Below are 17,364 nucleotides of genomic sequence, written 5' to 3'. Positions count from 1 at the left end.
TACAGTCTTCGTATTCGATTATATGTCTGAGGTATCGACTTGGCGCCAGGTTCACGTCTCGCCCAGAGTGAGGGCCGCTGGCTCTGCCGCGAAATGATCAGCTTTGCGCTGGGAAATGACCGCATTTCCTCATGCTTTAGCGCCGAGAATGCAATGATCCGGAGCTTGCCGCATGACGAATAGAGTCCCCACTTCTGGTGAATCGAGTGGCCAATCTGAACATCAGGCTAGAACAGAGGCTGAACAGACCAGCGTCACAGAGCCAGAAGCAGCTGCGGGAAGGGCGAGCGGCGTGATAGCGCAATTGGTGGACGCTCTGAACTGGGTCGATTGGGAGGTCGAACAGAGCAAGTCCGTGTCCGCAATGGGGGCTTTGAGGCAAATCAATGACAGCGATCCGCATATGCGCGTTGATCCTCATGTTCTCGGAGCCCGCATCGCGTTGGGTTCCTTAAGCGGGACCAATATCTTTGCCACCCGAGAGGGTCATCACCTCGATCAGGCGGCATTATTGTTCAGCAAGGTCAAACCGCAGAACCTGTCTTTTGATCCTCACTCCCCGTTGCGTCTTTCGGTCTTGCGCAAGTCGTATTTCGATGCGCTCGCCCGGGAGTGGCTCAAGGCGAGGCTGTTCACTCCGGAGGCCGCCGAAGATGGGGAAGGCGCGCGGCCCCGCTTCGAAAGCGGAACGATCGTGAACGCAGTGGGCAAGACCATCACGGATCTCGCCGAAATGCCCGCGCTGACAAAGCTTCCTGGCATTGATCGCCTTAGCGATGCTGCCCGTCATCAGCTGGTGGAGGAGTGGGCGCGGGAAGCCGGGCTCGATACGCATCACAAGATTGGGACGATCGAGTTCTCGCTCGCCTGCATCGTGCGGCAACGGGCGATTGCCCGGAATGAGGTAGTACCAGAGGGGCTTGATGACAGGCGCGTACTGCTGCGCGTCTTCCAGGATGAGATCCGGCATTGGCAGCAGCACCCGAACGACTCCTTCAATCCCTATGTGGAAGCGGCTTTCCATCTCGCGCGCTCAAGTGGTGATAAGTTCACGGGAACGGAGCCGGAGCAGATCCTGCAGGAGGCTCTATCCTACTTTAGTGAGCGGTGGGCGGCGAATTTCGGCAAGCCGCCGAGCTTCGATCGCGCAGAAGCGGCGCTAGCCATCATGGAGAAGGCGAGCGGACAGTCGCGCGATGACCTGGAATATGAAGAGCGCGGGTTCTCATCGACCGAGGCGTTCGGGCTAACGGAGACTGTTTCCTCAACGCCGTTGGAGCGCTTCCTGCAACTCGCGGATCGGCCAGGGCTGGGCCACACCCTACCTCTTCGATGCGAGCACAATAAGCATCACGGGGTACACGTCATATACCCGCGCTCGGCTCTGCAGGAGGCTGAGGAGGCTTATAATAGCGGGTTGAGCCAGCAGCCCTGGGTGATCGCGCGGGCAAAGGAAAACCTTCGGCTGGGCGGCAGCGATCTTTCACCGGATGCGGTCGATGCCGAGATCGCGCGGATCGTTGGGAACTATCAGGCCGAAACCGAAGCGCACCGCCATCTGATCAGCGGCCTCCATTTTCTGAAGGACTGGGTGATCAGCCAGATACCGATCGTGGGCGGCATCTACAATATCGAGGAAGGCATTCGCCACGGCGATATCAAGCAGATCATAGGTGGAGCGATCGCATTGACGCTCGATGCAGCGTTTGCCGCGGTGGCCGGCCGCGGGCGCATCGCAGAAGTATCGCCAGAGGTGGCCAGCGGCGTGGCCCGTTTGGCGAGCGAGCATGGCTCCGCGCCGCTGAAGGAGCTGGCTGAAGCAGCGGCAGCAGCGATCAGGCCCGTTCAGGAAGGTGAGACCTTCAGCGATATTCCGCGGCGCTTCACGACCTTGGACGCAGGCATGGAGAAATCATGGCCTCATCCGGTGACGGGCCGAAGCCTCACCGTTACCAAAATCCAGAGTACCGGCGAAATCGTCGCCTTGGATAGCGTACCTGGGCAGAAGGGCACGTTTCGAGCGGTGGACTGGATCAGTGGTGAATCCCGCCGTGGAGCTGAGCTCGACGCCTATCATCGAGATCCCGGGACGGGCCGGATCGAAAAGGGCGGCAAGCTGCAAGGCGGCGGGCAATGCTGTTCAGATCCCTCCAGCCGTCCCAACGTGGACGAGAGTGACGCCCTTAGCTCTTTTCCGAGACGAATGGCCGATCTGATAGATCGGACGACCAGTTCGCTCGTCTTCGAGTATGACGAGACGGGCGTTTGGGTTCAGAATGCCTCCTATTACGATCTGGCTGGACTGGATTACCTACCGAAGAATTGGGAGCACGTGCCTCCTGATGAGGTCGCGAGCAGCTCGCCGGGTGTAAATGGACCGACAAAGGCGCGCATAGTCGAAACGGGAGATCGCACGAGAGGCGATGCCCTCGGGCCGGCCTATCTCTATGAGGGACGGTACTGGTCTTTCATAGACGCGCCGAATGAGGCGCTGGGCAAATACCGGGCGGCGAGGGCGGATATGCGATCAGTACGCCTCCGATACCGATCATGGAGGGCTACGCGAGGACCCACAATCCGCCCACCGGCACCTATGGCATGCCGTTGGCCGGCGAGAGGGTTTTGGTCTCGGAAGATGAAGTCTTGCTTCCACCTCCATACCGGGCTGGCGATGTTGCCGACCGCCTGGTGGTGGAGACAGGTGGATATCGAATTCGCCCGGGCGTGTACTGGTATGAAAAGGATTTCTGGACGTTTCAGTCGGGGGCACGCCTTGAGGAGCGCTACGTTAACGCAGTGGAATTTGCGCGCCGCTGGGATGAGCGCTTTTCGAAGATCACGGGCGAAAAAGCGGTCGTCAAGGTGCTGTGGGGCGACCACACCGTCGCCGTCCTGACCAAGCCGCTCAGCAATGAGATGGTCTCAACATTGGAAGCCGAGGCGAGCAGGACCGCCATAACTGACACTGCGGCAGTCGACCCAGTGGAGGTCGCGTCAGATGAGCAGACCACTTCCAAGGCTGAGGTGGTGCAAGCCGAAATCCATAATGCCCCCAGTCCCGCTCCGATATCCGAGCCTGCCCAAGGATCGGTCCCATCCCCCGAATCGGCCGTGCCTTTCGTCCTTCCGGGTGAGCAGATCCTCGAGGCAGAGGCCGCTACGGGCAGCGGTGCACGGATGGCCTTCTGGTTGTGACGTGGCGGAGAGCCCCCGGTTATTGTGTGCGAGGACGCAAGGTGATGTCGAGCCACGCGAGATCGTTGACCTCGGCCTTATCCTCCGTGTTCAACACAACGGTGGTGGTCTCGGCCTCGATGATGGCGGGACCAGTAATCACATGGCCCGGTGCCAAGCTGTCCAGCGCGTAGACCGGTACTTCGTGCCAGGCGCCGAAAAACGCGCGCCGGGTGCGCTCCGGTGTGGCGGGTTCGCTTGCAGGTGCCACCACGTTCTGCCTGTCGATCGCAGCCGGCACTTCGCCCACGGCGGCCACCCGTGCATTGACCAGCACCACCTCCTGTCCGGGTGAGGAATAAGTGTAAAGTTCCTCATGGCGGCGATGAAACCGATCGATGATTGCATCCATGATGCCGGGGTCGGAGAGGTCGAGACCATCGAGGCTCACATCCACCTCGAAGATCTGCTCGCCATAGCGCATTTCGGCCGAACGCTCGATGTGGATAGGGCCTTTGAACCAGGACCCTAGCCGGCGCTTCGCTTCCGCTTCGAGCTCGGCAAAGATCTCGCGCAGCTTGGCGCTGTCGAGGGCCGCCGTGTCGCCGATATGGCTGCGGGTGACCTCGTAACGGAGATCGCTCGCCAGCATGCCCCAGGCGGAGAGAACTGAGGCGACCGTCGGCACCACGACCCGGCTCATCTCCATTTCGCGGGCAACCTCCACCGCGTGCAGGCCGGCGGCGCCGCCGAAGCTGAGAAGGGTGAAGCCGCGCGGATCAACGCCGCGGCGCAGAGTCATCAGGCGGATGCCATCAGCCATCTTGAGATTGATCAGGCGGAAAATGCCGGCCGCGGTCTCATCGCGGCTCAGGCCCAGCTTATCGGCCAGACGGTCCACGGCCGCTTCCGCGGCAGTGCGGTCGAGCTTGCGGCGGCCGCCCAGGAAATTGTCGGGGTCGAGATAGCCGAGCAGCAGATTGGCGTCGGTGACCGCAGGCTCAGTGCCGCCATTGCCATAGCAGGCGGGCCCGGGCACAGCGCCGGCGCTTTCGGGGCCGACATGGAAGGTGCCGCCATCATCCACTCTGGCAATCGAGCCTCCGCCCGCGCCGATGCTGATGATGTCGAGGCTGCGCAGCGCAATGCGCTGGCCGGCAAGGCCACGCTCGGAGGATAAGGCGATTTCCTCGTCGACGATAAGGGAGATATCGGTGCTGGTGCCGCCCATGTCGAAGGGGATGAGGTTGCCACGGTTCAGGAGCTCGGCGCAGCGGCGGGATCCTGCGATGCCGCCAGCCGGGCCCGACAGCACCGTGCCGGCTGCCAGCCGCGAGGCTTCATCGACCGGGGCAATGCCGCCATGAGAGAGAATAATAAAGAGGGCGCCGCCAAAGCCCTGCTCGGCCAGCCTTCGCTCGAGATTTGTGAGATATTTACGCACGGCCGGGCCTACATAGGCGTTCACCACCGTGGTCGAGACCCGCTCATATTCCTTGATCTGTGGCAGCACATCGCTCGAAAGCGAGACATAGGCCTCAGGCATCTCGCGGGCGAGGTGCTCGAGGGTCGCCTGCTCATGGGCCGGGTTGCGGTAGGAATGAAAATAGCAGACCGCAACCGAGGTCACCTGCTCCTGCTTCAGCCGCGCGATCTCGCGTGCAAGGGAGGCCTCGTCCAATGGGGTCAGCACGCTGCCGTCATAGGCGATGCGCTCGCGCACGCCGCGGCGAAGATGGCGGGGCACGAGAGGATCCGGCGGGGGCAGCAACAGGTTATAGCGCTCTTCCTTCAGGCCCTCACGCATCTCGATGACATCGCGATGACCTTCCGTGGTGAGCAGGCCGACCTTGGCGCCCTTCCGCTCGAGCAGGGCGTTGGTGGCGACCGTGGTGCCGTGAACAATGCGATCCGTGGTCGCCAGGAGATCCCGCAGACCAAGACCAAGACGGGCGGCAAGATCGGTGAGGCCGGCAATGACACCGATCGATTGATCCTCGGGCGTCGAGGGTGACTTGGTGAAGGTGGTGGTGCCTTCATCATCGATGGCGACGAGATCGGTGAAGGTGCCGCCGACGTCGATGCCTATGCGAAAGGTTTTGGTCATAGGAGTTTTATTCCACGGAAGCTGATCTCAAGGTCTGATGCGGACTTAGCGCCGGTCGGCTAGATGAGCTCACGCTCACGGTCGCGGCGGATCGCTTCCGCGCTGCGCTTGGCAGGATCGCCCCAGCCGCCACCGCCGCCGGATCTGATCTCCAGGAGATCGCCAGCCTTGATCTCGATGCCATATTCCTTCGTCTTGAGGTCACGGCCGCCATCGGACGAGACTAGGCGGTAGTGATGAGGCAGGCCATCCTTGCCGCCCAACATGCCGGCTGCGCCATGGCGTGTGCCCTCGCCGGCGGTATGACCATAGGCCGGGACCTCCACGCGCAGGTTCATGGTGGCGCCCAGGCCGCCGCGATGCTGGCCTTCGCCGCCCGACCCCGGCCGGAACTCATGGCTTTCAAACAGCAGGGGGAAGCGGGCTTCGGCCACCTCGATGCTGCCGAACTTGATGCCGCCGACCGAGTGCCATTCACCCGCGGTGGACCAGCCATCGCCCTTCGGGGATGCTCCACCGCCGGGGCGGGCATGGAACATGTGCCAGATGAAGCGCTTGCCGTTGCGGGGATTATCCCCGGTGATGGAGATGCGGAAGCGGCGCCCCCAGCCGCCCATGGCCCGATCAGGACAGGCAGGCGCAAGAGCCTTCACGATCGCCTCGACGATCTCGTTGGACGGATGCGTCGTGCATAGGGTGACAGGTGCATTGTTCTCGGCCCAAACCACAGTGCCCGGCTTCGCCTTGATCTTGAGGATCCTGAAGACACCGTCATTCTTCGGGATGTCGGGATCGATGAGATAGGCGAAGGCCATGGCCACGGCCGCCTGGGTATTGGCGTGGGACGAATTGGCGAAGCTGTTGGATTGCGGATCGCTGTCGGTCAGATCGATCTCGAGATCACTGCCCTTCTTGGTAACCTTGGCGGCGATGCGGATATTCTCGCGTCCGCGGCCGTCATCATCAAGAAAGGCCTCGCCGTAATAGACACCGTCCTTCCAGCTCTCGACAATGGCGCGGGCGCGGCGCTCGGCGCCATCGAGAATGGCCTCGACGGCATCCACCACCACATCGGCGCCCACTTCGTTGAACAGCTTCTTCAGCCGGCGCTCGCCTAGATGGGCCGCGCCGATCATGGCGTCGAGATCGCCGCGGAAATCCCGGTGGAAACGCACATTCAGGATGATCATGTCCATCACGTCATCCCGCAGCTTGCCGGCTTCATACAGCTTGAGCGGCGGGATCCGGATGCCCTCCTGCCAGATCTCCGTGGCGGCCGGGTTATACGCGCCGTGAGTTGCCCCGCCAATATCGCCCATATGGGCGCGGGCGATGGTCCAGAAGAGCCGCTTATCGCCGGCAAAGATCGGCACGAATACGGTGACATCCGGCAAGTGGTTGCCACCACCGGCATAGGGGTCGTTGACGATGATGACGTCGCCAGGTTCGATGCGACCGGCGAATTTCTCCTCAATGGCGCGCGCTGCCCAGGGCAGGGCGCCGACATGGATCGGAATATGGTCGGCCTGGGCGATCAGCCGACATTGGGCATCGCAGATCCCCATGGAGAAGTCCCGGCTCGCATTGAGGATCTGCGAGTAGGAGGTACGCAGCATCGCTTCACCCATCTCCTCTACGATGGAGCTCAAGCGGTGCTGGATCACCGATCTGGTGATGGGATCTACCGGATTTGCCACAGTTCTCACCCCTTCCGTCCGTTCGCGGTATGACCTTGTCCCGCTGCCGCGATCAGCCTCAAGCTAGCGATGGGCCTAGATGACGGTCCAATACCATTTCCGTATCAGATTATATTCGCGTGTGGCGCGCAATTCGCGCAAGCGTTCTCAGGCGGATTGGCGGCGGCCACCACCAGCGGTGATCAGAGGCGCCAGGCGGGCATCATCGATCACCGCCAGCAGATCCTCGATCAGAGGTTCCCGCTTCTCGCGCGGCCATACCGCATAAAGCTCGACCAGGGGGCTGTCGTCGAGGAGCGGCTTGAACACGACATCCTCGTAGCCAAGCCTGCGGGCCGAGCGCGGAACCAGCGCCATGCCGAGGCCGCTTGCCACTAGGCAGAGCATGGTGGTCATCTGATAGGCTTCCTGGATCTTCAAGGAGGAATAGCCGGCTGACTGGCAAAGATGCAGGATCAGCTCGCGAAAGCCGGGCGCTTCCTCGGTGTCAAAGATCACCAAAGGCGTGCCATTGAGCTCGGCAAGGCGCAGCGCTGGCTTGCCCGCAAGCGGATGCAATTTGTGCAGGGCGACAACGAACGGCTCCTGATGCACGAGGCGGATGCTCAAGCGATCATCGATGACCGGCGGGCGGACAAAACCGATATGGATTTCGCCCTTCTCGAGGCCGATGAGCTGAGCGGGCGAGGACATTTCGCGCAAAGACAGGTCCACGTCCGGCAGGCGCTCGCTGAAGGCGGCCAGCACCGGGGGCGCGAATTCGAGGGCAGCCGATCCGGTGATGCCGACGATCAGGCGTCCTGCATGGCCGCTGGCAGCACGGCGCGTCATCGATTGCGCACGCTCGAACTGGCTCAGAACCTGACGGGCTTCGCGCAGCAGGGTACGGCCGGCCGGGGTCAGCTCGATCGGGCGGCGGCTGCGGTCAAAAAGGGTGACCTGCAGCTCTTCCTCCAATGCGCGGATCTGCTGGGAGAGGGGCGGTTGGGCAATATTCAGGATCTCCGCAGCGCGTCCAAAATGACGCTGCTCCGCCAAAACGACGAAATAGCGAAGATGCCTCAGGTCCATGGGTAAGGTGATACAGAAGCGCAACTCGGCCGTCGAGCCTCTATTCCGGGCAATGACTTGCTTTAACCGCCTCTATGTCGGGCAGAAACGGCTGGATTAGCCGCCCGTCGCCCATAAGGCCGCCGAGAAGGACAATATGGACAATACTGTGCCCAACGCGATTGCGCCGGACACCATGCCGATCGCCACCTGGTAGCGGGTCGCCAAGATGAATGTGTTGATGCCCGTCGGTGCTGCCGCGAAGAGAACGGCCACCCGCATCCAGTCATGCGGGATCACGAAGACCTTCGCGGCCAAGAACCAAACGGCCACAGGATGCACCGTCAGCTTGATCAAAGTGACCGCGATGGCCGGTCCTATGGTACCGCGGACGCTGTAGTGGCTGAGGGCTGTGCCCATGGCGAGCAATGCACAGGGAACGCTTGCATCCGCCAGCAGGGTGAGGACCTTGCCCGCCGCCGATGGCAAGGCGAGGCCACTCAGGCGCCAGAGGAGACCAGACGCAAGCCCGATGATAATGGGGTTCGAGAGCACGCCCTTGGCGATGGATGTGAGCAGGGCGAGCCGGATGCCTGGCTCAGTGCGGTGCGTCCATTCGAGGTGAATGGTCGCAAACAGGCTCATGACCGGTAAGTGCACGGCAAGGATGAGGAAGAGGGGCAAGGCGCCGGCATCGCCCATGACAGCGAAAATGATGGGCACACCCATCAGCGCCGTATTCGCATAGGCGGAGGCCACTCCGGCGATCGCGCCGGTTGGCGCGTCGCGCTTGCACAGAAACCGCACGGCCGCCCAGCCAGCCACCCAAGCGATGGCCACCGCGCCGAAATAGCTGCCCCATAAGCCCCAAGGGTTTTGCTCGGGCATGTCGATATCGGTCATCGTTTTGAACAGCAGAGCGGGCAGGCACAAAGTGAAGACCACGGCGGACAGGCCTTCCGAGGCCATCTTGCCCAGCACGCCTGCCTTGGACAGGAGAAAGCCGATGACGATCAGGCCAAAGACCGGGGCGATCGTGTCTATGGCCTGCAGCACGGGTCTTGATTCTCCACCACCGGTTCGCTCAGTATCCGCAATCGGCTATAGTGCTTCACCATGCAGCGCAACAGAACAGAGCAGGGATCAGACGAGGCTGTGCGCGGCGCACCGTCACAGACGGATAGGCCTGGCCAAGCGTCCTCGTCGCGCTCGGAGGAGTTCCTCAAGCGCTCCTACAGCATGCATGGCCCGGATGAGGCGGTGAGCCTCTACAAGGATTGGGCGCCAAGCTACGACCAGCAGCTCCAGTCGGAGTTGGGCTATTTATCGCCCAAGCGGGTGGCCGATCTCGCCGCGGAGTGGGTGGTCGACCGTGCTGCCCCTGTGTTGGACGTCGGCTGCGGCACGGGGCTCACGGGCGCCGCTATGAAATTCCACGGTTATACCACCATAGACGGTGTGGACATCTCGCCCGAGATGATCGCGCTCGCGCAAGCGAAGGGGATCTATCGAGAGATCTTCGAGGCGGATCTCTTGAAGCCGCTGCCGCTCGCGAGCGATGCTTATGGCGCGGCGGTCTCATCAGGCACGTTCACCCATGCCCATGTGGGCGCGGTGGCGCTGGACGAGGTGTTCCGGGTGCTCAGGCCCGGTGGGCTCTTGGTGTGCACAATCCACACGGATGTGTTCGAGCCTGCGGGCTTTCGCGCGAAGATCGCATCGCTTACGGTGGCAGGGCGCATCGCGGTGCGGCATCGGCACGAGGCGGCATTATTCGAGGGCGAGGCTCCCGATGGCCTATATTACGTGATCGAGGTTCTCGGCGCTTGAGACCAGCGCGTTGCGCATTGCAGCGCGTCGCCGGCTCATGTAACGGTCGTGAAACTGTCTCACAGGGGAGCTCTCCTCATGCCGGTTGCCGCGCCCGTTGCTCACACCAAAGCCATTCTCGCCGAGGTGCCGCGGCTTGTCGCCGATGCGGTCAATGCCGCCGAACAGGTCTATGGGGAGGCGCGCAAACAGGTTGCAGCTCTGGTCACGCGGGATGGCCGGGTCTCCGGAAGCCTCGTCGAGGAGCATCAATCAGCGGCACATGGCCTCGCCTGGCTTGCCACCTATGTGGAGACGCTTCGTCAGCTTGCGCTCTATGCGGCCCGGCTCGAGGAGCAGGAGCAGCTTGGCGAAACCGAGACCCTGATCGTCCAGATCATCGCCGGGGAATATCTCAACCAGATCATCGGCGGCATTCCGATGAACCAGGGCGAGTTCGTGCGACCGCATGATCTGGGGCTCGAGGACGATGCCCTCAGGCCGCTGATGACCGGTGCGGCCGCGATCCTGCGGCGGGACGGCAATACGCCGGGCGCGCGGGCGCGGCTGATCGGGCTCATGGTCGGGCAGGATGGCGCGCTTTCCTATGGTGCAACAAATCTCGATGAAACGGTCGAGCAAATGCGCCAGGAAATGCGGCGCTTCGTTGAGGATAAGGTCGCGCCGCATGCGCATCAGTGGCATTTGGACAATGCCTATATCCCGCTCGATATTCTCGCTGAGCTAAGCTCGCTCGGGGTGTTCGCGCTCACTCTGCCGGAGGAGTATGGCGGGCTTGGCCTTGGCAAGGAGGCCATGTGCGTCGTTTCGGAAGAATTGTCGCGCGGCTATATCGGGGTCGGCTCGCTGGGCACGCGCACGGAAATCGCGGCCGAGCTCATCATGCATGCGGGCACCGAGCAGCAGAAGCAGCATTTCCTGCCGAAGCTGGCCTCAGGCGAGATCCTGCCCACGGCGGTATTCACCGAGCCGAATACCGGGTCTGACCTGGCCAGCCTGCGTACCCGCGCGGTTCGCGAGGGGGACGTCTACAAGGTTTATGGCAACAAGACCTGGATCACGCACCCGGTGCGGGCGGATCTGATGACCTTGCTTGTGCGCACCAAACCGGACGAGCCCGGCTATAAGGGCCTCTCCATGCTGCTTGCGGAAAAACCGCGCGGCACGGACGCTGATCCGTTCCCCGCCCCAGGCATGAGCGGCGGCGAGATCGAGGTGCTCGGCTATCGCGGCATGAAGGAATTCGAGATCGCCTTCGACGGGTTCGAGGTGAAGGCGGAAAACCTGCTGGGCGGCATCGAGGGGCAGGGCTTCAAGCAGCTGATGCAAACCTTCGAGAGTGCCCGGATCCAAACCGCGGCGCGGGCCATCGGTGTTGCTCAGAGCGCGCTCGATCTCGGCTTGCGCTATGGACGGGAGCGGCTGCAATTCGGCAAGCCGATCCTGTCGTTCCCGCGGGTTTCGGACAAGCTGGTGATGATGGCGGCGGAGATCATGGCGGCGCGCCAGCTCACCTATTTCGCCGCACGCAACAAGGATGCGGGGCGGCGCTGCGACCTCGAAGCGGGCATGGCCAAGCTATTGGCCGCGCGGGTTGCCTGGGCTGCCGCAGATAATGCGTTGCAGATCCATGGCGGCAATGGTTTTGCGTTGGAATATCCCGTCAGCCGCGTGCTATGTGATGCCCGAATTCTCAATATTTTCGAGGGAGCTGCGGAAATTCAGGCACAGGTGATCGCGCGCCGGCTGCTCGATGGCAGCAATTGAAGGCCGAAGCCGAACTGACCTTCGCAACATCGCATCACTCCGATCGGAAATGCCTTTAGACGACGCGGCATCGACCGCCCCTATCCGCCCGTAAGGAAGCCGGCGTAATGACTGTCATGAATTATCTGGTGCCGGTGGCGCTCGCCGCGGTCTTCATCGTTCTCATTCTCGGACTTGTGAACATGATGCGGGGTGGAAGCGCCAATACCTCACAGCGATTGATGCGGCTGCGCGTGCTGCTGCAATTCGTGGCGATCATCATCATCATGACCACCATCTATTTCATGAGTCGCTAGAGCGTTTCGCTTCTCTTGACTCGCGAAACCGCGTCTCAAGCTCTTGCTTCGTCGCATTTTCTTCACGCGACTAGGCGGCCGCCCCCGACCAGGCCGGAGCCGTCACAGGGGCGGTCGGTCAATTCAGCGAGGCGCCAGGCGGACGGCGCCGTCGAGGCGGATGAACTCGCCGTTCAGCATGTCATTGGTCACGATGTAGTGGGCGAGGGATGCATATTCCTCGGCCTTGCCCAGGCGTTGCGGGAAGGGCACATTCGCCGCAAGGGATTTGCGCACCTCTTCGCTCAGCCCATCGAACATCGGGGTGTGGAACAGACCCGGCAGGATGGTCATGACCCTGATGCCGTCGCTCGCGAGATCGCGGGCCACCGGCAGGGCCAGGCTCTGCACGCCACCTTTCGAGGCCGCGTAAGCCGCCTGGCCGATCTGGCCATCCTGAGCTGCGACAGAAGCGGTGTTGATGATGACGCCGCGGCAGCCATCGTCATTGACGGGCTCCAGGCTCGCCATGCCGGCCGAGCATTTGGCGATCATGGTGAAGGTGCCGATCAGGTTGATCTCGATCACCTTGCGGAAATCGGCGATGCTATGGGGAATGACCTCGCCTGTTTCCCGCTTGCGGCGGAAGGTCTTCTGGCCGATGGCGATGCCGGCGCAGTTCACCAGGATCCGCTCCTGGCCGTGAGCCGCACGCGCCTTGGCCAGACCCTCGTCGATGCTCTGCTCGCTGGTCACATCAACCGCGCAGAAGGTGCCACCGATGTCGCGGGCAACCGCCTCGCCGCGATCCTTGTTGAGGTCGAAAATGGCAACCTTCGCGCCGTCCTTCGCCAGCCGGCGTGCGGTTGCCTCACCAAGGCCCGAAGCGCCGCCGGTCACCACGGCGGCAGTGTTTTGATCAATCTTCATGTTCTCTCCCGAAGATGAATAGCGTCATTGGGTCCTAACCTTGTCCGCTCCGCGATGCAAATCCATATGAAGACGCGGTCCGAGTTCGAGGAGTGCAAATGGCTGAAGCGGGACATACGAGGCAACCGCCGGATCTCAAGTCGCCCGAGATCCAGCTACCGGCGGTCATGAGTGCCAATGAGAAACGCGTGAGGCGTGGCTTCTGGCGCAAGATCGGCCGTGTCGCCAGCCGCATCCCCTTCGCGCAGTCGGCGATCGCCGCATATTATTGCGCGACCGATCCGGACACACCGCTGAAGGCCAAGGCGATCCTCTTCGCAGCCTTGGCCTATTTCGTGATGCCGCTCGACATGGTGCCCGACATCCTAACGATGATCGGCTTCACCGATGATGCGGCGGTCGTATTCGCCGCGCTCAACATCATCGGCATTTACATGAAGCCCAAGCATCAGGAGATGGCGCAGGAGATGCTGCAGAAGCTGCGCAAAGGAGACTCTTCCGGACCGGAACCGGCGTGAGGGCAGGCCTCACGCCTCGGCTGCGGCTTACAGTTTCAGAATGATCTTGCCTTTCGCCTGGCGCTTGGCCAGCACGTTCAGCGCCTCGGCCGCCTGGTCCAGCGGGAAAGTGCGATCGATCTGCGGCTGCACACGGCGGCTGGCGCACCAGTCGAGCAGAAGCTCCATGTTCTCCCGATTGCGGTGCGGCTCCCGGTCCAGGTAAGCCCCCCAGAACACGCCCACAATGTCGCAGCTCTTCAGCAGGACCAAATTGAGCGGGATCTTGGGAATTTCACCGCCGGCAAAGCCGATCACCAGGAAACGACCATACCAGCCGGTTGATCTGAGCGCCTGTTCCGAGAGCGCGCCGCCTACGGGATCATAGACCACATCGACGCCCTTGCCATCGGTGAGCTCCTTAAGTCGGTCCTTAAGCGATTCCCGCTCGTAATTCACAAGCTCGTCGGCACCAAGCTCGCGGCAGAAGGCGAGCTTCTCGTCGGAGGACGCACAGGCGATGACGCGGGCACCGAACTGCTTGCCAAGCTCAATCGCGGCCTGACCGGTGCCGCCGGCTGCACCAAGCACAGCGAGGGTTTCGCCCGGCTGAAGGCGCGCCCTGTCCTTGAGCGCATGCAGTGTCGTTCCATAGGTCACGGAGAGACCGGCGGCCACCTCATAGTCGATCGAGGCAGGAAGAGGGACAAGCCGGGAGACGGGCGCTGCGACCTCCTCGCGTGCTCCGTTCCAGCCGATATAGGCCATCACGCGGTCACCGACCTTGAAGCCCGTGACCCCGGCTCCGACAGCGGTGATGTCGCCGGCGATCTCGCCTGACGGGGAGAAGGGGAGTTGCGGCTTGAACTGATATTTGTTCTCGATGATCAGCGTGTCGAAGAAGTTCAACCCGGCGGCACGGACCCGGATCACCACCTCGCCCTCGCCCGCTGTCGCGGCTGGGACGTCCTCGAGGACCAGGGTTTCCGGCGGTCCAAAACTCTTGCACAAAACAGCCTTCATTCTCGTTTTCTCCCTCAGGTGCGTTCAGCCGCATGCCCGCTTTGCTTCGGCCGAACTCGAATCACATTTCGGCGAAGCGCAACAGCGTCGCATTGCGTTCTCCGGTGATATTCCCATAAGTTGCTGTCCCGCAACGACCATTCTCAATGATCACGCCACTTGGCTTGCTTGGAGGCATGGGGCTCGGGTAACTTGCGGCCTGCGTGCTTCGTTGTGGCCGGGTTGACTTCACGTGGTCTTGCGGTACGCCTCGCCTTCACCCTCGGACACGATGAAAGGAGCTCTAGGACGATGATTGTACGTGGGACGCTCGTCGCCGTCAGCCTCATGGCCTGCCTTGTCGGCTCGATGCTGCCTCGGGATGTCGCCGCCCAGACGCAGGACGATCCGCAGCTGCTAGGGGATTTCAACGATTGGGCAGCGTACACCTACAACACGGCCAAGGGAAAGGTCTGCTATATCGTCGCCAAACCTCAGTCCTCAGAGCCGAAGAATGTCAAGCGTGACCCCATATTCTTCCTGGTCACCCACCGCACCGGCGACAAGGTGCGCAACGAGGTGAGCACCATTATCGGCTATCCCTTCAAGAAGGACGCGGCCGCGGTGGTGACCATCGACAATACCAATTACGACATGTTCACGAACGGAGATGGTGGCTGGTTCGATTCAAGCACGAAGGACAGCCAAGTGGTCACGGCCATGAAAGCGGGCCAGAAGCTTTCTGTTAAAGGCACGTCCTGGCGCGGCACGGAGACCACCGATACCTACTCGCTCTCGGGCGTTACAGCGGCCATGAATGCCATAGACAAGGCCTGCAACTGAGATGTGCACCACGCGGCGGGCTTGACATTCGCTGCCCGCCACGCGACCTGTTGTCGAGCTTCGCGGCGATCAGCGTTGCGAGCCTCGGACCTGCTTTGACATCATGACTCTTGCGCGCACGACCGAACACAGAACCGTCCTTGACATCTCGTCGCGGCGAGATCCGTCGGGGCAGGGCGCGCGTGCGGCCATAATTCAGCCCGAGGATACGCGACCGGAGGCTTTGCCCGGGCAATCGCTCATCGGGCTTACCCGGTCCGAACTGGGCCGCGTGCTCAGCGCGTTCGGGATCCCGGAGAGGCAGCTCCGCATGCGCGTGGGGCAGATCTTCCGCTGGCTTTATAATCGCGGCGTCACCTCGTTCGGCGACATGACCGATGTGAGCAAGACGCTTCGCGATGACCTTGCCGCTCGGTTCACGCTCGACCGGCTGGAGATTGTCGAAGAGCAGATCTCCAGCGATGGCACGCGGAAATGGCTGCTGCGTCTGCCGCCGGCTGGACCGCTGGGACAGCGGCATGAGGTGGAGGCGGTTTACATTCCGGAAGAGGATCGGGGCACGCTGTGCGTGTCGAGCCAGGTCGGCTGCACTCTGTCCTGCACATTCTGCCATACGGGCACGCAGACCCTGGTACGCAATCTCACGCCCGGTGAGATCGTCGGCCAGCTTCTGGTCGCACGCGATCGCCTGGGCGAATGGCCCGAGCATCTCGCGGCCAATCCGAACCCGCCCGCAGGTGGCCGCTACATCACCAATATCGTGCTGATGGGCATGGGTGAGCCGCTTTACAATTTCGACAATGTCAAAGCGGCGATGGAGATCGTGTCCGATAATGAGGGCCTATCGCTCTCGCGCCGCCGCATCACCCTGTCGACGGCCGGCGTGGTGCCGATGATCGCGCGGGCCGGCGAGGAGATCGGCGTGATGCTGGCGATCTCGCTCCATGGCACCACTGACGAGATCCGCGACAAGCTCGTGCCGCTCAACAAGAAATATCCGATTGCCGAGCTGATGGAGGCCTGCCGCAACTATCCGGGCCTGTCGAATGCGCGGCGCATCACCTTCGAATATGTGATGCTGAAGGACATCAACGACAGCAACGCGGATGCCAAGCGGCTGGTCAAGCTGCTCGAGGGCATTCCGGCCAAGATCAACCTGATCCCGTTCAATCCGTGGCCGGGCAGCCCCTATGAATGCTCGGATTGGGAGCGGATCGAGACATTTGCCGAGATCGTGAACCGGGCGGGCTATGCAAGCCCCATCCGGACACCGCGCGGGCGCGATATCATGGCTGCCTGCGGACAGCTCAAGTCCGCGTCCGAACGACTGCGCGCGAAGGAGCGCAAGACCATGACCAAGGCCGGTGAAGTCACGGCGTCTTGAGGCGCGGGTGCTGGCCTGCCGGGGCTCGCTAAAGCGCTTTCGCTTTTTGTTTGAAAAGCCAAACCGCTCTCATTGCTCGCCAGCCGTTCCACTCGCTCGAAAATGCTCCAGCGATCAAGCCGCGTTGGCCCGTTGCGCGGCGACTGCAGGATTCGTCAGAGGCACGCGTATGCCCGGTTGCGTAACCGCGCGGTCATAGGCCTTACGCGCGAAGACCTCGCGAACCATCGGCGCGAAGAATTCCAGCGGCAGCGTGTCGTAATCGGGATCGAAGCTCGACTGGTCCCAGAGCTCGCAAAAGTCGGAGCAATCGTCGTAATAGGGGCTGCCTTTGTGCGCCTCGCGCTTGTTGGGATTGGCGCCGACATGCTCGCCGTAATAGAGCAGCTGGAAATCGGCATGTTTCTCGACCACCCAAGCGCATTGCTCACGCACGAAGGGGCGGAGAATGACGGCGGCGTATTCATCATGGTTGAAGGGCGCGTAGATATCACCGATGTCATGCAGAAGGGCTGAGACCACCCAGTCGGTGTCGGCGCCAGCACGCCAGGCGCGCGTGGCGCTCTGGAGGGAATGGCCAAGCCGGGTGATCTTATAACCCGAGAGAGACTCATCGAGGTCGACGATGGCCTTGAGGAGGCGGTCCGCAGTGCCGGCCGCGTATTCCTTCTCATGTTCGCTCAGAAAGGCATAGTCCTCGCGGTCGCCATCCTTCATCTGGGTGAACTTGACTGTCTCCATGCCCATCCCCTCCTGATCTGCTCGCCGCTGGTCCAGGTCCGATCCCGCCATCTTGGCGCGTTCTTGG

Annotated in this window: 14 protein-coding genes; 7 read left to right on the top strand and 7 right to left on the bottom strand. The window is 62.1% G+C overall.

The window, feature by feature from the left end; genetic code table 11:
- Nucleotides 1-292 precede the first annotated feature (292 nt).
- A complete protein-coding gene (locus RCF49_RS09570; RefSeq protein WP_342643796.1) occupies nt 293-2,896 on the top strand; it encodes a hypothetical protein in 2,604 nt (867 codons plus the stop codon).
- A gap of 318 nt (nt 2,897-3,214) precedes the next feature.
- Here the strand turns inward: RCF49_RS09570 and RCF49_RS09565 are convergent, their stop codons facing one another.
- The 4 genes from RCF49_RS09565 to RCF49_RS09550 all read right to left on the bottom strand — a co-directional run bounded on the left by RCF49_RS09565 (nt 3,215) and on the right by RCF49_RS09550 (nt 9,084).
- Nucleotides 3,215-5,281, bottom strand: a complete 2,067-nt coding sequence (locus RCF49_RS09565) for a hydantoinase/oxoprolinase family protein (protein ID WP_342643795.1) — start codon at nt 5,279-5,281, stop codon at nt 3,215-3,217.
- A gap of 59 nt (nt 5,282-5,340) precedes the next feature.
- The gene (locus tag RCF49_RS09560; protein WP_342644167.1) at nt 5,341-6,978 is read right to left on the bottom strand and encodes a hydantoinase B/oxoprolinase family protein; all 1,638 of its coding nucleotides are present in this window, start codon (nt 6,976-6,978) and stop codon (nt 5,341-5,343) included.
- Between the two features lie 147 nt (nt 6,979-7,125).
- Nucleotides 7,126-8,049: a LysR family transcriptional regulator gene (locus RCF49_RS09555; RefSeq protein ID WP_342643794.1), complete on the bottom strand. Its 924-nt coding sequence runs from the start codon at nt 8,047-8,049 to the stop codon at nt 7,126-7,128.
- Between the two features lie 96 nt (nt 8,050-8,145).
- Nucleotides 8,146-9,084, bottom strand: a complete 939-nt coding sequence (locus tag RCF49_RS09550) for an AEC family transporter (protein ID WP_342643793.1) — start codon at nt 9,082-9,084, stop codon at nt 8,146-8,148.
- 60 nt (nt 9,085-9,144) lie between these two features.
- Here RCF49_RS09550 and RCF49_RS09545 point away from each other — a divergent pair, with 60 nt between their 5' ends.
- The 3 genes from RCF49_RS09545 (at nt 9,145) to RCF49_RS09535 (ending at nt 11,921) form a co-directional block, all read left to right on the top strand.
- A complete protein-coding gene (locus RCF49_RS09545; RefSeq protein ID WP_342643792.1) occupies nt 9,145-9,858 on the top strand; it encodes a class I SAM-dependent DNA methyltransferase in 714 nt (237 codons plus the stop codon).
- Between the two features lie 78 nt (nt 9,859-9,936).
- Nucleotides 9,937-11,625, top strand: a complete 1,689-nt coding sequence (locus RCF49_RS09540; protein ID WP_342643791.1) for an acyl-CoA dehydrogenase family protein — start codon at nt 9,937-9,939, stop codon at nt 11,623-11,625.
- A gap of 107 nt (nt 11,626-11,732) precedes the next feature.
- A complete protein-coding gene (locus RCF49_RS09535) occupies nt 11,733-11,921 on the top strand; it encodes a twin transmembrane helix small protein (protein WP_342643790.1) in 189 nt (62 codons plus the stop codon).
- Between the two features lie 123 nt (nt 11,922-12,044).
- Here the strand turns inward: RCF49_RS09535 and RCF49_RS09530 are convergent, their stop codons facing one another.
- Nucleotides 12,045-12,830 carry an SDR family NAD(P)-dependent oxidoreductase gene (locus RCF49_RS09530; RefSeq protein WP_342643789.1) on the bottom strand — a complete coding sequence of 262 codons (786 nt, stop codon included), beginning with the start codon at nt 12,828-12,830 and terminating at the stop codon, nt 12,045-12,047.
- Between the two features lie 98 nt (nt 12,831-12,928).
- Between RCF49_RS09530 and RCF49_RS09525 the strand changes: the two genes are divergently transcribed.
- Complete coding sequence (locus RCF49_RS09525) at nt 12,929-13,348, top strand: YkvA family protein (protein ID WP_342643788.1); 420 nt, start codon at nt 12,929-12,931, stop codon at nt 13,346-13,348.
- A gap of 27 nt (nt 13,349-13,375) precedes the next feature.
- Here RCF49_RS09525 and RCF49_RS09520 read toward each other — a convergent pair whose 3' ends face one another.
- The gene (locus tag RCF49_RS09520) at nt 13,376-14,350 is read right to left on the bottom strand and encodes an NADPH:quinone oxidoreductase family protein (protein WP_342643787.1); all 975 of its coding nucleotides are present in this window, start codon (nt 14,348-14,350) and stop codon (nt 13,376-13,378) included.
- Between the two features lie 291 nt (nt 14,351-14,641).
- On the opposite strand from RCF49_RS09520, the gene RCF49_RS09515 reads away from it, so the two are divergent.
- A complete protein-coding gene (locus RCF49_RS09515; RefSeq protein WP_342643786.1) occupies nt 14,642-15,172 on the top strand; it encodes an invasion associated locus B family protein in 531 nt (176 codons plus the stop codon).
- A 103-nt stretch (nt 15,173-15,275) separates the two neighbouring features.
- Nucleotides 15,276-16,556, top strand: a complete 1,281-nt coding sequence (rlmN, locus tag RCF49_RS09510) for a 23S rRNA (adenine(2503)-C(2))-methyltransferase RlmN (protein ID WP_342643785.1) — start codon at nt 15,276-15,278, stop codon at nt 16,554-16,556.
- A gap of 114 nt (nt 16,557-16,670) precedes the next feature.
- Here rlmN and RCF49_RS09505 read toward each other — a convergent pair whose 3' ends face one another.
- On the bottom strand, nt 16,671-17,297 hold the full coding sequence (locus RCF49_RS09505) for an HD domain-containing protein (RefSeq protein WP_342643784.1): 627 nt from the start codon (nt 17,295-17,297) through the stop codon (nt 16,671-16,673).
- Nucleotides 17,298-17,364: the final 67 nt, after the last annotated feature.

It is taken from the genome of Rhodoligotrophos sp. CJ14 (assembly GCF_038811545.1).
In the GTDB taxonomy this organism is placed as follows: Bacteria; Pseudomonadota; Alphaproteobacteria; order Rhizobiales; family Im1; genus Rhodoligotrophos; species Rhodoligotrophos ferricapiens.
The sequence above is the reverse complement of the archived record's forward strand: the minus strand, read 5'-3'. Positions and strand labels throughout refer to the sequence as shown.

What these genes read in the sequence shown, in the direction of transcription:
- rlmN (WP_342643785.1), top strand. Translation starts at nt 15,276, where the DNA reads ATGACTCTTGCGCGCACGACCGAACACAGAACCGTCCTTGACATCTCG.
- RCF49_RS09535 (WP_342643790.1), top strand. Translation starts at nt 11,733, where the DNA reads ATGACTGTCATGAATTATCTGGTGCCGGTGGCGCTCGCCGCGGTCTTC.
- RCF49_RS09525 (WP_342643788.1), top strand. Translation starts at nt 12,929, where the DNA reads ATGGCTGAAGCGGGACATACGAGGCAACCGCCGGATCTCAAGTCGCCC.
- RCF49_RS09515 (WP_342643786.1), top strand. Translation starts at nt 14,642, where the DNA reads ATGATTGTACGTGGGACGCTCGTCGCCGTCAGCCTCATGGCCTGCCTT.
- RCF49_RS09565 (WP_342643795.1), bottom strand. Translation starts at nt 5,281, where the DNA reads ATGACCAAAACCTTTCGCATAGGCATCGACGTCGGCGGCACCTTCACC.
- RCF49_RS09520 (WP_342643787.1), bottom strand. Translation starts at nt 14,350, where the DNA reads ATGAAGGCTGTTTTGTGCAAGAGTTTTGGACCGCCGGAAACCCTGGTC.
- RCF49_RS09505 (WP_342643784.1), bottom strand. Translation starts at nt 17,297, where the DNA reads ATGGAGACAGTCAAGTTCACCCAGATGAAGGATGGCGACCGCGAGGAC.
- RCF49_RS09555 (WP_342643794.1), bottom strand. Translation starts at nt 8,049, where the DNA reads ATGGACCTGAGGCATCTTCGCTATTTCGTCGTTTTGGCGGAGCAGCGT.
- RCF49_RS09545 (WP_342643792.1), top strand. Translation starts at nt 9,145, where the DNA reads ATGCAGCGCAACAGAACAGAGCAGGGATCAGACGAGGCTGTGCGCGGC.
- RCF49_RS09530 (WP_342643789.1), bottom strand. Translation starts at nt 12,830, where the DNA reads ATGAAGATTGATCAAAACACTGCCGCCGTGGTGACCGGCGGCGCTTCG.
- RCF49_RS09540 (WP_342643791.1), top strand. Translation starts at nt 9,937, where the DNA reads ATGCCGGTTGCCGCGCCCGTTGCTCACACCAAAGCCATTCTCGCCGAG.